At 71.2% G+C, this 13,756-nt stretch carries 13 protein-coding genes; 6 read left to right on the top strand and 7 right to left on the bottom strand.

What is annotated here, in order from left to right; translation table 11 throughout:
- The first annotated feature begins 11 nt into the window (after positions 1-11).
- From K4G59_RS14635 to K4G59_RS14625, 3 genes are read left to right on the top strand one after another with little or no spacing between them, the layout of a single operon-like run.
- On the top strand, positions 12-995 hold the full coding sequence (locus K4G59_RS14635; protein ID WP_231251800.1) for a cyanophycinase: 984 nt from the start codon (positions 12-14) through the stop codon (positions 993-995).
- A complete protein-coding gene (cphA, locus tag K4G59_RS14630) occupies positions 995-3,766 on the top strand; it encodes a cyanophycin synthetase (RefSeq protein WP_231251799.1) in 2,772 nt (923 codons plus the stop codon). The genes K4G59_RS14635 and cphA overlap by 1 nt, the downstream gene beginning before the upstream one ends.
- A complete protein-coding gene (locus K4G59_RS14625; RefSeq protein WP_231251798.1) occupies positions 3,767-4,132 on the top strand; it encodes a cupin domain-containing protein in 366 nt (121 codons plus the stop codon).
- 234 nt (positions 4,133-4,366) lie between these two features.
- On the opposite strand, the gene K4G59_RS14620 is transcribed toward K4G59_RS14625, so the two are convergent.
- Genes K4G59_RS14620 through K4G59_RS14605 form a run of 4 tightly spaced genes read right to left on the bottom strand, consistent with a single transcriptional unit; the run spans position 4,367 to position 7,891 of the window.
- The gene (locus K4G59_RS14620; protein ID WP_231251797.1) at positions 4,367-6,061 is read right to left on the bottom strand and encodes a Mur ligase family protein; all 1,695 of its coding nucleotides are present in this window, start codon (positions 6,059-6,061) and stop codon (positions 4,367-4,369) included.
- 31 nt (positions 6,062-6,092) lie between these two features.
- Positions 6,093-6,863: an enoyl-ACP reductase FabI gene (fabI, locus tag K4G59_RS14615; RefSeq protein ID WP_231251796.1), complete on the bottom strand. Its 771-nt coding sequence runs from the start codon at positions 6,861-6,863 to the stop codon at positions 6,093-6,095.
- 44 nt (positions 6,864-6,907) lie between these two features.
- A complete protein-coding gene (gene fabG / locus K4G59_RS14610; RefSeq protein ID WP_231251795.1) occupies positions 6,908-7,636 on the bottom strand; it encodes a 3-oxoacyl-[acyl-carrier-protein] reductase in 729 nt (242 codons plus the stop codon).
- Between the two features lie 42 nt (positions 7,637-7,678).
- Positions 7,679-7,891, bottom strand: coding sequence for a dodecin (locus K4G59_RS14605; RefSeq protein WP_129454388.1), 213 nt, complete (start codon positions 7,889-7,891; stop codon positions 7,679-7,681).
- Positions 7,892-7,981: 90 nt separating this feature from the next.
- Between K4G59_RS14605 and K4G59_RS14600 the strand changes: the two genes are divergently transcribed.
- Together K4G59_RS14600 and K4G59_RS14595 are read left to right on the top strand one after the other, a co-directional pair.
- Complete coding sequence (locus tag K4G59_RS14600) at positions 7,982-8,272, top strand: DUF3099 domain-containing protein (RefSeq protein ID WP_231251794.1); 291 nt, start codon at positions 7,982-7,984, stop codon at positions 8,270-8,272.
- Between the two features lie 180 nt (positions 8,273-8,452).
- Complete coding sequence (locus K4G59_RS14595) at positions 8,453-8,656, top strand: acetone carboxylase (RefSeq protein ID WP_231251793.1); 204 nt, start codon at positions 8,453-8,455, stop codon at positions 8,654-8,656.
- Between the two features lie 17 nt (positions 8,657-8,673).
- Here the strand turns inward: K4G59_RS14595 and K4G59_RS14590 are convergent, their stop codons facing one another.
- On the bottom strand, positions 8,674-9,813 hold the full coding sequence (locus tag K4G59_RS14590; RefSeq protein ID WP_231251792.1) for a CDP-glycerol glycerophosphotransferase family protein: 1,140 nt from the start codon (positions 9,811-9,813) through the stop codon (positions 8,674-8,676).
- A gap of 59 nt (positions 9,814-9,872) precedes the next feature.
- Positions 9,873-10,862, bottom strand: a complete 990-nt coding sequence (gene moaA / locus K4G59_RS14585; RefSeq protein ID WP_231251791.1) for a GTP 3',8-cyclase MoaA — start codon at positions 10,860-10,862, stop codon at positions 9,873-9,875.
- 61 nt (positions 10,863-10,923) lie between these two features.
- Between moaA and K4G59_RS14580 the strand changes: the two genes are divergently transcribed.
- On the top strand, positions 10,924-11,775 hold the full coding sequence (locus K4G59_RS14580) for an SURF1 family cytochrome oxidase biogenesis protein (protein ID WP_231251790.1): 852 nt from the start codon (positions 10,924-10,926) through the stop codon (positions 11,773-11,775).
- Between the two features lie 54 nt (positions 11,776-11,829).
- Here K4G59_RS14580 and K4G59_RS14575 read toward each other — a convergent pair whose 3' ends face one another.
- Complete coding sequence (locus tag K4G59_RS14575) at positions 11,830-13,707, bottom strand: ABC transporter ATP-binding protein (protein WP_372461823.1); 1,878 nt, start codon at positions 13,705-13,707, stop codon at positions 11,830-11,832.
- Positions 13,708-13,756 lie beyond the last annotated feature (49 nt).

The following is a 13,756-nucleotide window of genomic DNA, read 5'->3' as shown; positions in this document are numbered from 1 at the left end:
GCCTGCCTGTCATGCCCAACGGACCACTCATGATCATCGGTGGTGCCGAGGACAAGGTGCGCAAGCCGACCATCCTCAAGCACTTCGTCGCACTCAGCGGAGGTCCGGATGCGCGCATCGCCGTGATCCCGACCGCTTCGTCGCTCGGACGGGAGGTGGTCGACGTCTACGACGCGCTCTTCACCAAGTTCGGCGCCGCACGCGTCGACGCCGTACGCCCCGAGTCCCGCGAGCAGGCCCACGACCCGGCACTGGTGAAGGCCGTCGACGACGCGACCGGCGTCTTCATGACGGGCGGCAACCAGCTGAAGCTGTCCTCGATCGTGTGCGGGACGCCCGTGGGCGAGGCGATCCTGCGCGCCCACGAGCGTGGCGCGGTGGTCGCCGGCACGTCGGCCGGCGCCAGCATCCAGTCCTCGCACATGGTCGCCTTCGGGGTCGGCGGGGCCACGCCCAAGCAGCGGATGACGCAGGTCGCCGCCGGACTGGGGCTCGTGGACGCCGCGGTCATCGACCAGCACTTCGACCAGCGCAACCGCTACGGCCGGTTGCTGATGATCGTGGCGCAGAGCCCGCAGCTGCTGGGGATCGGCGTCGACGAGGACACCTGCGGGCTGGTCGAGAACGTCGACGGCGACCTCGTGATGCGGGTGATGGGCAAGGGTGCGGTCACCGTCTTCGACGGCACCCGGATGGTGTCCAACGCCTACGAGGCGACCCGGTCCTCGCCGCTGCTCGCCAGCGGCGTGGTGTTCCACTCGCTGCCTGAGGGCGCGGCGTTCAACCTGACCACCCGCGAGCTGCTGCCGCAGGAGCAGGCCGTCGACCCCGAGGACGCCGACGAGCTCGCCGAGGCCGGGCGCGACCTGCGCCAGCTGGCGCGCGACATCGCGGCAGCCGACGCCACACCCGCCGCGATCAGGCGCCGCCTCAAGCTGAGGCGTACGCCCCGAGCGTCCGACACCACGCCCCCCACCCCCGAGGGAGACCACTGATGAGCGAGCGCCCCACACCCGACCTGGAGATCGTCGAGACACGCGTCTACCGCGGCGCCAACGTCTGGTCCTACGACAAGTCGATCCACCTGGTGGTCGACCTCGGCTCGCTCGAGCAGTTCCCGACCAACACGATCCCCGGTTTCTCCGACGACCTCGTCGCGATGCTGCCCGGCCTGCGCGAGCACTCCTGCTCGCGCGGACGTCGCGGCGGCTTCGTCGAGCGGCTCAAGGAGGGGACCTGGCTCGGCCACGTCGCCGAGCACGTCGCGCTCGCGCTCCAGCAGCTGGTGGGCCACGACATCCGGCGCGGCAAGACCCGCCAGGTCAAGGGCCAGCCCGGCCACTACAACATCATCTACGGCTACATCGACGAGAACGTCGGCCTCTCCGCCGGTCGTCTCGCCGTCCGGCTGGTCAACCACCTCGTCGAGGGCGACCCCGACTTCGACTGGGAGACCGAGCGCGACGACTTCATCCGCCGGGCCGAGCGCACCGCCTTCGGTCCGTCCACGCAAGCCATCGTGGACGAGGCGGTCTCGCGCGACATCCCGTGGATCCGGCTCAACCAGTACTCCCTCGTCCAGCTCGGCCAGGGCGTGCACGCCAAGCGCATCCGCGCCACGATGACGTCGGAGACCTCCTCGATCGCGGTCGACATCGCCTCCGACAAGGACCTCACGACCAAGCTGCTCGGCGCTGCGGGACTCCCGGTGCCCAAGCAGGAGTCGGTGCGCTCGGTGGACGCCGCAGTGGCTGCCGCCCGCCGCATCGGTCATCCCGTCGTGCTCAAGCCGCTCGACGGCAACCACGGCCGCGGCGTCTGCCTCGACCTGAAGGACGACGACGACGTACGCGCTGCCTTCCCGATCGCGGAGGGCCAGTCGCGTCGCGGCAGCGTCATCGTCGAGTCGTTCGTGACGGGCAAGGACTACCGCTGCCTGATCATCGACGGCCGGATGGTCGCGATCGCCGAGCGCGTGCCCGCCTCCGTGACCGGCGACGGCACCTCCACGGTCGAGCAGCTCGTCGACCTCACCAACGCCGACCCGCGCCGCGGCGTGGGGCACGAGAAGGTGCTGACCCGGATCAAGGTCGACGACGCCGCGGTCGAGGTGCTGGCCGACCAGGGCCACACGCTCGACTCCGTGCCCGCCGAGGGTGAGATGGTCAAGCTCGCGCTGACCGGCAACATGTCGACCGGCGGCATCTCGATCGACCGCACCTTCGAGGCGCACCCGGAGAACGTCGAGATCGCCGAGGAGGCCGCGCGCATGGTCGGGCTCGACATCGCCGGCATCGACTTCATCTGCCCCGACATCACCGAGCCGGTGCGCGAGACCGGCGGCGCGATCTGCGAGGTCAACGCCGCTCCCGGGTTCCGGATGCACACCCACCCCACCATCGGCGAGCCGCAGTTCATCGCCAAGCCTGTGGTCGACATGCTCTTCCCGCCGGGGGCGACCTCGCGGATCCCGATCGTGGCGGTGACCGGCACCAACGGCAAGACCACGACGAGCCGGATGATCGCCCACATCTTCAAGGGCCTCGGGCGCAAGGTCGGCATGACCTCGACCGACGGCGTCGTCATCGACGAGCGCCTGGTGATCCGCGCGGACGCCTCCGGCCCGCGCTCGGCCCGGATGGTGCTGCAGAACCCCCGCGTGGACTTCGCGGTCTTCGAGGTGGCCCGCGGCGGCATCCTGCGCGAGGGCCTGGGCTACGAGCGCAACGACGTGGCCGTCGTCCTCAACGTGCAGCCCGACCACCTCGGCCTGCGCGGCATCGACACCGTCGAGCAGCTCGCCGACGTGAAGGCCGTCATCGTCGAGGCGGTGCCGCGCGACGGCCATGCCGTCCTCAACGCCGACGACCCGCTGGTGCGCGAGATGCGGCGCAAGTGCTCGGGGCAGGTCGTGTGGTTCTCCATGGAGGAGCCCGGCACCGAGGTGCGCGACATGATCGACGCCCACTGCCGTCGCGGGGGCAAGGCGATCGTGCTCAACCCGACCGAGCGCGGCGAGATGATGGTCGTCCAGCACGGTAGGCGCGAGATGCAGCTGGCCTGGACCCACCTCCTGCCGGCCACCTTCAGCGGTCGCGCCCGGATGAACGTCCAGAACGCGCTGGCCGCCGCTGCTGCCGCGTTCGCCGCCGGCGCCCCGCTGCACGACATCCGTCAGGGCCTGCGGACCTTCTCGACCAACTACTACCTCTCCCCCGGCCGCCTGAACGAGGTCGAGGTCAACGGCGTCAACGTGATCGTCGACTACTGCCACAACGCGCCCGGCATGAAGATGCTCGGTGACTTCGTGGACCGCGTCGGCGAGTCGCTGGAGTCCTCGCACGACCTGGCCCGCCCCTCGCGCATCGGCATCATCGCGACCGCGGGCGACCGCCGCGACCAGGACATGCACGAGCTCGGCCACATCGCCGCCCAGCACTTCGACGTCTGCATCGTCCGCGAGGACGTCGCCCTGCGCGGACGCGAGCGCGGCGCCACCGCGGAGCTGGTGCTCGAGGGCGTACGCGCCGCGATGGACGAGGGCGCCCGCTGCAAGCAGGCCGAGCTGGTGGTGGAGGAGATCGAGGCCGTGCGCCACGCGATGAGCCGCGCCAACCGCGGCGACCTGGTCGTGGTGTGCGTCGACAAGCACGCCGAGGTGATGGCCGAGCTCGAGCAGTGGTCCGACGTCGCGCAGGCGGGTTCGGTCACCAACCCCGACGCCCCGTCCGCCGACCCGGACTACACGCCGCAGTCGGAGACGTGAGTGCGGATCCTCGACCTCGCAGACCTGCCGCACCGACCGATCGAGGCGCACGGCAGCCGCAGCTTCTCGGTGGGCGCCTTCGGCATCTGCGCCGACGCCCACCTGGTCGCGGTGTCGCTGGCGCCCGGCGGCACCATCGGCCGTCATCCGGCGGTCGGCCGCCAGCTGCTGGTGATGCTGTCGGGGGAGGCCGAGGTGGCTGGAGCCGAGGGGACCGTACGCCGCCTCGGCGCCGGTCAGGCCGCCGTCTGGGAACCCGGTGAGCTGCACGAGACCCGGTCGCCGGGCGGCATGACAGCCATGATCGTCGAGGGCGACCTCGACGTCGGCGCCCCCGGCGAGCAGGTGGACCCCGGCGACGTCTGAGGTCGTCCCACTCCGGCTGGGCGGTGCGCCAGCCACATCCGTGCCGCTCCGGTTGCTGCTACGGCACCGCCCGACGGCGCGTCGGCGTACGACACCGGCTGAGCGGTGCGTGAGACACGTTCTCGGCCGGCAGCACGTGGCTCACGCACCGCGGCATGACGGACCTCCGGTCGAGCGGTGCGTGGACACGTCCCGTAGTCGCAGAACCTGTCCTACTCACCGCTCGGGAGCGGGTCAGCCCTCGCTGGCAGCCCGCACCTTCGACGAGAGCGCCTCCGCGCTGTCCGGGGTGCCGCCGTGGGCGGCGAGCCAGTCGTAGGCCTCCTGGCGCTCGGCGTGGCACATCAGGCCGACCACGTCGCCCGGACGCGCCCGCTCCACGAGCGCGGCGAGGCAGGCGACCTCGGTCTGATGGGTGTCGATGTCGGTGACCCCGACGCGCGCCGCACCCGCGCGCAGCAGGGCGTCGACCTCGTCCATCGTGCGACCGCGGAGGTACCACTCCTTGTGGCCGATCGCGACGACGTCGCTGCCCTTGGCGCCGATCTCGCCGAGCGCGTCGATCAGCTCATCGGTGCGGTCGCCCACGGCGCCGAGGCCGAGCAGCAGGCGCGCACCGGGACGGCGTACGCCGCTCATGATCTCGAGCAGCGCCTCGAGCCCGGCCTCGTTGTGGGCGAGGTCCATGACGACGCTGACCTCGCCGGGCAGGGAGAAGAAGTTCATCCGGCCCGGGTTGTGCTCGGCGTCGGGCAGGAAGGACCGCAGCCCGGCGATCACGTCGGCGCGGTCGAGCCCGATCGCGAGCGCTGCGGAGGCGGCGGCGAGGGCGTTCTCGATGTTGAAGCGCGACAGCCCGGCCAGCGTCATCGGGACGTCGACGAGCTCCACGAGCGGGTCCGGGTCGGCGCCGGGCGTCAGGACGGTGATCCAGCCGTCGATCACCGTGGTCGCGCGACCCCCGCCGTGGCCCAGCACCTCCCGCACGGCAGGCGAGTCGGGGTCGCGGCTGAAGATCCACGGCTGAGCGCTGACCACGCTGCGCATCGCGAGCACGCGGGGGTCGTCGCCGTTGAGCACGGCCCAGCCGTCCTTGCGCGTGATGCGCGGGACGACGGACTTCACCTCGGCCAGCTGGTCGACGGTGTCGATGCCCTGGAGGCCGAGGTGGTCGGCCGTCACGTTGGTCACCACGGACACGTCGTTGCGGGTGACCCCGATGCCCTTGAGCAGGATCCCGCCGCGGGCGGTCTCGGTGACGGCGAGCTGGACGCCGTCGAGGCCGAGCGCGCGACCCGCACCGGAGGGGCCGGAGTAGTCGCCGGCCTCCACCAGCACGCCGTCGCGGTAGACGCCGTCGGTGTTGGACCATCCCACGACCAGGCCGCTCGTGCGGGCGATGTGCGCCACCATCCGGCTTGTGGTCGTCTTGCCGTTGGTGCCGGTCACGGCCACGACGGGGATGGTCGGAGTGATGGTGGTGGGCCGGCTCCCGGGCTCCGCGGCTGCGACCTCCTCGGCGGCGGCGCTCACCGCGGCCTCGACGTCGGGGGTGGGCAGGGCGTCGATCGCGTGCGCCACGGCCTCGCCCAGCGCGCGCGCCCGCCCGCGGTGGCGCCACGGGAAGGCGACGACGAGGACGTCGGGGTCCGAGGTGGGGCGCACCCGCACCGCGAGGCGACGGGTGCCGGCCTCGCTCGCGATGGCCCGCACCAGGCGCTCGACCGCCCGGAGGGCGAAGCGCTGCCGGAAGCCGGACCCGGGCGCACCGGGGCGGGTCGTCCGCAGCCCGATGCGGCGCGCGAGGCGCAGCACCGCGTCGTCGCTGGCCTCGCTGATCGAGGACACGTCGAGGGTGAGCTTCACCGCGGCCCGCGGGAAGTAGAGGTTGGGGCCTTCGAGGATGCGCAGCTCGACGAGTGAGGTCACCGGTGGAAACTACCGAACCGTCACGAGGCGGCTACAGCCCCATCGCGTGGAAGCCGCCATCGACGTGCACGATCTCGCCCGTGGTGGCCGGGAAGAAGTCGCTGAGCAGTGCGCACACCGCCTGCGCGGTCGGGGTGTGGTCGGTCTCGTCCCAGCCCAGCGGCGCGCGGTCCTTCCACGCCGACTCGAGGTCCTCGAAGCCCGGGATCGCCTTGGCGGCGAGGGTCTTGAGGGGCCCGGCGGAGACGAGGTTGCAGCGGATCCCGTCCGGACCGAGGTCCCGGGCGACGTAGCGCGAGGTGTTCTCCAGCGCGGCCTTCGCCACGCCCATCCAGTCGTACGCCGGCCACGCGGTGGTGGCGTCGAAGGTGAGTCCCACGATCGACCCGCCGCGCGACATGAGCGGGCGCGTGGCGACCGCGAGCGACTTCAGGGAGTAGGCGGAGACCTGGACGGCCTGCGCCACGTCCTCCCACGGGCCGTCCATGAACTTGCCGCCCAGCAGGGTCTCGGGGTTGCCGTAGGCGATCGAGTGCACGACGCCGTCCAGCCCGTCGACGTGCTCGCGGACCTGGTCGGCGAGACCGGCGAGGTGGTCCTCGTCGGTGACGTCGAGCTCCAGCACGGGCGGCGTCTGCGGCAGCCGCTTGGCGATGCGCCGGGTGATGCCGAGCGCACGGCCGAAGTTGGAGATCAGCACCGTGGCGCCCTGCTCCTGGGCGATCTTCGCGGTCGCGAAGCCGATCGAGCTGTCCATCGTCACGCCGGCGACGAGGATGCGCTTGCCGTCGAGGATTCCCATGTGCGTGTGCCTTTCGTGTGGCGTCGAGGAGCGGGGTGGGTGCGTCAGTGGCCCATGCCGAGGCCTCCGTCGACCGGGATCACGGCTCCGGTGACGTAGGCGGCGCCGTCGGAGGCGAGCCAGGTGACGGCCGAGGCGACCTCCGCCGGGGAGGCGTAGCGCCCCAGCGGGACCTGCGTCTTGATGGCGGTCTTCTGCTCGTCGCTCAGCACGTCGGTCATGTCGGTCTCGACGAAGCCGGGCGCCACGACGTTGGTCGTGATCGAGCGGCTGCCCAGCTCGCGCGCGAGCGAGCGGGCGACGCCGACGAGACCGGCCTTGGAGGCGGCGTAGTTGACCTGCCCCGCCGAGCCGAGCAGGCCCACCACCGACGAGATGAGGATGATCCGACCGCGGCGCAGGCGAAGCATCCCCTTGGCCGCGCGCTTGGCGAGCCGGAAGGTGCCGGTGAGGTTGGTGTCGATGACCGACGACCAGTCGTCCTCGCTCATCCGCAGGAGCAGGGTGTCCTTGGTGATGCCCGCGTTGGCGACCAGCACCTCGACCGGGCCGTGGGCCTCCTCGACCTGCTTGAACGCAGCCTCGACCGCATCGGGGTCGGTGATGTCGCACCGCACGTCGAGCGCACCCTCGGGGGCGCCTCCGTTACGGGTGGTCACCGCGACCTGGTCGCCCTGGGCGATGAAGGCCTCGGCGATGGCACGACCGATGCCGCGGTTGCCGCCGGTGACCAGGACGGAACGGGGGGCGCTGGGTGCGGAAGTGTCGCTCACTCCGACGACGCTAGTGATTACCGGGTGGTAGACCGAAACCGACTACTCGTCCTCGAGGCGGAAACCGACCTTCATCCCGACCTGGAAGTGCTCCACGGACCCGTCCTTGGCCTGGCCGCGGATCTGGGTCACCTCGAACCAGTCGATGTGGCGCAGGGTCTGGCCGGCACGCTCGATGCCGTTGCGGATCGCCTGGTCGATGCCGTCGGGCGAGGTGCCGACGATCTCGGTGACACGATAGGTGCGGTTGGACATGGTTCCTCCTGTACGACGGGCAGCCGGGCGCCGCTGTGGGGTGCGACACGGCCCGTGGATTGTGGAGCCTAGCGACGTACAGTGGAACGCATGGCCGAGTCCGACGTCGTACGCATCACGACGGCACGCAGCAGCGCCGCGGACGACATGAAGCTGCGCAAGCGCCGCTACGCGTGGTCGATGTCGATCAGGCTGGTCTGCTTCCTCGCCGCGGTGATCGTCGGATCCGGCGTGTTCATGTGGCTCCTGATCGCCGGCGCGGTCTTCCTCCCGCTCTTCGCTGTGGTGATCGCCAACGCCGTCGACCAGCGAGACGACGGATTCACCCTGCCGGCCGGTCCGTCCGCCCCCGAACTGACGGCCGGGGAGCGTCCGGACTGAGGAAGATGAGTCCGGCGAGTCCTGGTCGGGAGGTTTGGTTTTCACCGACCCGCGTGGAATGATCTTCCACGCGAGCGCAGCATCCCCCGTCTGTGTTCGCTTCCGAGGTGCCGGACAGCTTCCCCCCGTGGCTGTCCGGCACCTCTACATTTGTCCCCTCCCACACCCCGAGAGGCCCCCATGGATCCCGATCGCCCCATCTGCTCGGCGAAGGGGTGCCAGGCCGACGCCGTGTGGGACCTGCAGTGGAACAACCCGAAGATCCACACGCCCGAGCGACGCAAGTCGTGGCTGGCGTGCGACGAGCACCGCGGGTCGCTCTCGGACTTCCTCGGCGCGCGCGGATTCCTCGAGGACGTCGTGCCGCACGAGCACGGCGCCTGACCCCGAGGACAGCCTGCTCAGGCAGTGATCGCGGTGCCGGAGGTGGCGTCGGCGACCAAGCGGTCGCGCAGTGCCACGACCTCGGCCACAGCCGCCATGAAGCGCGTGGTGCTGTCGCCCACGTGCAGGTCGTCGAAGTAGTGGTGGCGCATCGCCACCCGGTCGAGGTGACGCGTGTCGTGGACGAGCCGGTCGGCCAGCAGCGCGGTGAGGGTGTCCACGTTGGTGTGGTCGAGGACGTCGGCGCAGCGGCTGATCGGGACCTCCTGCCACAGTGACTCCGTGTCTCCGTGGCGGTCGGTGAGGAAGATCGGCTTGTCGGTGTGCAGGTAGAGCCAGTCGAGGCCGACCGAGGAGACGTCGGTGACGATGGCGTCGCACCCCGGCATCACGGCCAGGATGTCCCCGTTGAGCACCCGGGTGTGGCCCGCAGCGGGGTCGGCCTCCGCGGCCTCGTCGACGAGCTCGGTGATGCGCTGGTGCGCGGCGGCGATCGCCGGGGCGAGGCTCGTGGTCACCTTCGGGTGCGGCTTGTAGACCAGCCGTACGTCCGGCACCGCGAGGATCCCCCGCACGATCGACTCGCCGAAGAGGTCGACCGAGGTGTAGTCGTTGTAGTCGGCGTCGCCCTCCCATGTCGGGGCGTACATCACCGTGCGGCGCGGGATCGGCTCCAGGAGCGGCGTACGCGGCAGATCGAGCTGGGGGCGACCGATCCGCACGAGTCGGTCGGCGTCGAAGTCGAGGAGACCGGTGAGGTAGCGCTCGACCGCCGCGCCACCGGCGACGAAGACCCGGTCGTAGGCCTTGGCGTTGTTGCTCGCCATGGACTGCTTGTCGCTCTCGCCGTGGTTGATGTGGACGTGCAGGCGGCGGCTGTCGAGGAGGGACTCGAAGTTGAGGACCGAGTTGTTGCAGTAGAGCACGACCTTGGCGTCCAGCTCGGCGTAGAGCTCGGTCAGCTCGGGGAAGGTCGGGGCGGTGAAGACCTGCAGGTCGGTGCGCGCCGCCACCAGGTCCGCGGAGTCAGGGTCGCGCAGCACCAGACCGACGCGGTGGGCACCGTCGAGGATCTCGAGGACCTCCAGCCACTGCACGAGCTGGTAGGTCCTGGTGGGGTCGCCTGCGAAGTAGGCGATCACGTGCACGTCGTTCACGAGCAGATTCTAGTCGCCCGGCGGCCGCCGGACCCACCCTCCGGTGGATGTGGACCGACTCAGCCGCCGATGGCGGACATCGGCCGGTCGGGCTGCAGGAAGGTGACGTCGTCGATGCCGTGGCCGGCGCGCTTGCCGAGCATCGCGATCACCCAGCGCTCGGCGATCTCCTGGTCGGTGGCATCCGAGCGCAGGGCCGTGCGCAGGTCGGACTCCTCGCGTGCGAACAGGCAGTTGCGCACCTGGCCGTCCGCGGTGAGGCGTACGCGGTCGCAGTCGCCGCAGAAGGGTCGCGTGACCGAGGCGATGATGCCGACGGTCGCCGGTCCCCCGTCGACGTCGAACAGCTCGGCGGGGGCGCTGCCGCGCGGCTCGCCGTGCGGCGTCAGGGTGAACTGGTCGGTGAGCTGGGCGTAGATCTCGTCGGCGGTCACCATCGCCGCACGGCTCCAGTCGTGCTGGGCGTCGAGCGGCATCTGCTCGATGAAGCGCAGCTCGTAGCCGTGGTCGATGCTCCAGCGCAGCAGCTCGGCGGCCTGGTCGTCGTTGGTGCCACGGAGGAGGACGGCGTTGAGCTTGATCGGGCCGAGGCCGGCGGCCTTGGCGGCCTCGAGGCCCGCGACCACGTCCTGGAGCCGGTCGCGGCGGGTGATCGTCGCGAAGGTCTCGGGCCGGACCGTGTCGAGGCTGGCGTTGATCCGGTCGAGGCCGGCGTCGGCCAGCGCCTGCGCCGTGCGGTTGAGGCCGAGCGCGTTGGTGGTCAGCGAGGTCTCGACGCCCAGGGCGTGGGTGCGGGCCACGATGTCGACCAGGCCGCGCCGCAGGAGCGGCTCGCCGCCGGTGAAGCGCACCTCGCGGATCCCGAGGCGCTCGACCCCGATCGTGATCAGGCGCACCACCTCGTCGTCGGTGAGCGTCTGGTCCGTGGGCAGCCAGTCGAGGCCCTCGGCCGGCATGCAGTAGTTGCACCGCAGGTTGCACCGGTCGGTCAGGGACACGCGCAGGTCCGTGGCCACGCGGCCGAAGCGGTCTGCCAGAGGTGTCGTCACACCGACCACCCTAGCGAGGCACCCCGCACGCGCTCAGGACGCGCCGGATAACCTCGACCCCGTGCACAAGCTGCGGTTCCTGGTCTCGCGCCGCTGGGTCGCCTTCGCGCTCGTGGTCGTCCTCCTCGGCTGGGTGGCCTGGCGCCTCGGCGAGTGGCAGTTCGACCGCCTCGAGGAGCGGCAGGACCGCAACGCGACCATCGAGCGCAACGAGCGGGCCGGCGCCGACCCGATCCTCGAGGTGATGGCGCCCGGGCGCGACGTCACCCGCGACACCGAGTGGCGGATCGTGGAGGCCACCGGCACCTACGTCGTCGAGGACACGGTGATCGTGCGCTACCGCACCCGCGAGGGCGCCGCCGGCGTCGACGTCGTCGTGCCCCTCGAGCTCGCTGACGGCTCCAGCGTGCTGGTCGACCGCGGCTGGTTCGGCACCGACAACCGTGGCGCCACGTCCGAGGACGTGCCCGAGCCGCCCGCCGGCGAGGTGACGGTCACCGGCTTCGTCCGCCAGGACGCCGAGGGCGACAGCACCCAGGTCAGCGACCAGTCCACGCGCGCGGTCAACAGCGCCGAGATCGCCCGGGCCCTCGACCGCGAGGTGCTCGGCGGGTGGATCGACCTGCGGACCGAGTCGCCCGAGGCAGCGACGCCGCTGGCGCCGGTCGAGATGCCCGAGCTCGACGAGGGTCCCCACTTCTTCTACGGCCTGCAGTGGTGGTTCTTCGGCGCGCTCGCGATCTTCGGCTTCTTCTACCTGATGTACGACGAGTGGCGCGGCGGTCGCGGACCGTGGGGCAAGACCCGTGACGAGGCCGCCCGGTCCGGCGCCGCTGCTGCTGACCGGACGCCGGCGTCAGAGGCTGCGCAGGAGCCCGCCGTCGACCGGAAGCATCACGCCCGTCAGGAATGACGCTGCGGGCGAGAGCAGGAACGCCGCGAGCGCCCCCAGCACGACCCCGGCAGCTCAGGGCGTGGCCACGCGCTCCTCGCGGAACTGGGTCGCGTGGAGGGTGGCGTAGAGGCCGCCCGCGGCCAGCAGCTCGGCGTGGGTCCCCTGCTGGACGACCCGCCCGTCGTCGAGGACGAGGATGAGGTCGGCGTTGCGGACCGTCGAGAGCCGGTGGGCGATCACGAGCGACGTACGCCCCTCGAGCGCTGCGTCGAGGGCCTGCTGGACGGCCGCCTCGGACTCGCTGTCGAGGTGGGCGGTCGCCTCGTCGAGGACCACGACGGCGGGCGCCTTCAGGAGCAGCCGCGCGATGGCCAGGCGCTGGCGCTCGCCGCCGCTGAGACGATAACCACGGTCGCCGACCACCGTGTCGAGCCCGTCGGGCAGCGACCGGACGAGCGTGGCGATCTGCGCGGCCTCCAGGGCCGCCCACACGTCGGTGTCGTCGGCGCCGGGGCGGGCGTAGAGCAGGTTGGCCCGGATGGTGTCGTGGAACATGTGGGCGTCCTGGGTGACGTAGCCGACGACGTCCTCCAGTGACTGGAGCGTCACGTCGCGCACGTCGTGACCGCCCACCCGCACGGCACCGGACTCGACGTCGTAGAGGCGCGCGACGAGGTGCGTGACGGTGGTCTTGCCGGCTCCGGACGGACCGACGAGCGCGACCATCTGTCCGGGCTCGGCGGTGAACGTCACGTCGTGGAGCACCTGCCCGGTGTCGCGCGACTCGGTGCGCGCCACCGTCTCGAGCGAGGCGAGCGAGATCTGGTCGGCGCGGGGGTAGGTGAAGGCGACGTGGTCGAACTCGAGCTTCGAGGCGCTGGGCGCCAGCGCGACGGCGTCGGGCCTCTCCTGGATCAGCGACGGCAGGTCGAGGACCTCGAAGACCCGGTCGAAGCTGACCAGGGCGGTCATCACGTCGATGCGCACGTTGGAGAGCCCCTGCAGCGGGCCCAGCAGGCGGGTGAGGAGGACGCCGAGGGCGACGATCGTGCCGACGGACAGGTCGCCCTGGATCGCGAGGTAGCCGCCGATGCCGTAGACGAGCGCCGTGGCCAGCGACGGCACCAGCGTCATCGCGGCGAAGAAGACCCGGGTCAGCAGGGAGATCCGGATGCCGAGGTCGCGCACGACCGCGGCCTTCTGCGCGTAGGCCACGTCCTCGACGTCGCGGCGCCCGAAGAGCTTGAGCAGCATCGCGCCGCCGACGTTGAAGCGCTCGGTCATGGCGTTGCCGAGGTCGGCGTTGCCGTCCATCTGGGCGCGGGACAGGTCGGCCAGCCGCGCGCCGACGAGGCGCGAGGCGATCAGCAGGATCGGGAAGAGCGCCAGGCACAGCACGGTCACCGGCCAGCTGAGGAAGAGCATCGTCACGCCGACGACCACGGCGGAGATGATGTTGGAGACCGTGCCCTGGAGCGTGGAGGTGAAGGCCCGTTGGGCGCCGATGACGTCGTTGTTCAGCCGGCTCACCAGCGCACCGGTCTGGGTGCGGGTGAAGAACGCGAGCGACTGGCGCTGGACGTGGGCGAACACCTGCGTGCGGAGGTCGTAGATGAGGCCCTCGCCGATGCGGCTGGAGAGCCATCCGGTGATCAGTCCGAACCCGGAGTCCACGATCGCGACGAGCGCGACCAGCAGGGCCAGCCACACCACCAGCGAGGTGTCGCCGGAGCTGACACCGTCGTCGATGATCATCTTCAGCAGCAGTGGCGGCGCCACGACCAGCGCGGCGTCGACCACTGTCACGGCGAGGAAGCCCGCGATCAGCCGCCGGTGCGGCCGCGCGAAGGCCAGGACCCGGCGCAGGGTGCGGCGCTCGATCTTGTTGTCGACGACGCTCCGGTCACTGCGCAGGTGCCGCCACGGCGGTCCTCCTGCTCCCGGTCCCATCGACATGTGTTCTCTCCCTCAGCCCGTCCGACGCAGGCAGAACGCCCGC

Source organism: Nocardioides furvisabuli, from assembly GCF_021083185.1.
GTDB lineage: Bacteria > Actinomycetota > Actinomycetes > Propionibacteriales > Nocardioidaceae > Nocardioides > Nocardioides furvisabuli.
The sequence above is the reverse complement of the archived record's forward strand: the minus strand, read 5'-3'. Positions and strand labels throughout refer to the sequence as shown.

Coding starts and splice junctions, on each gene's coding strand:
- K4G59_RS14575 (WP_372461823.1), bottom strand. CDS start 13,707: ATGGGACCGGGAGCAGGAGGACCGCCGTGGCGGCACCTGCGCAGTGAC.
- K4G59_RS14605 (WP_129454388.1), bottom strand. CDS start 7,891: ATGTCCAACCGCACCTATCGTGTCACCGAGATCGTCGGCACCTCGCCC.
- K4G59_RS14595 (WP_231251793.1), top strand. CDS start 8,453: ATGGATCCCGATCGCCCCATCTGCTCGGCGAAGGGGTGCCAGGCCGAC.
- K4G59_RS14600 (WP_231251794.1), top strand. CDS start 7,982: ATGGCCGAGTCCGACGTCGTACGCATCACGACGGCACGCAGCAGCGCC.
- K4G59_RS14635 (WP_231251800.1), top strand. CDS start 12: ATGCCCAACGGACCACTCATGATCATCGGTGGTGCCGAGGACAAGGTG.
- fabI (WP_231251796.1), bottom strand. CDS start 6,863: ATGGGAATCCTCGACGGCAAGCGCATCCTCGTCGCCGGCGTGACGATG.
- cphA (WP_231251799.1), top strand. CDS start 995: ATGAGCGAGCGCCCCACACCCGACCTGGAGATCGTCGAGACACGCGTC.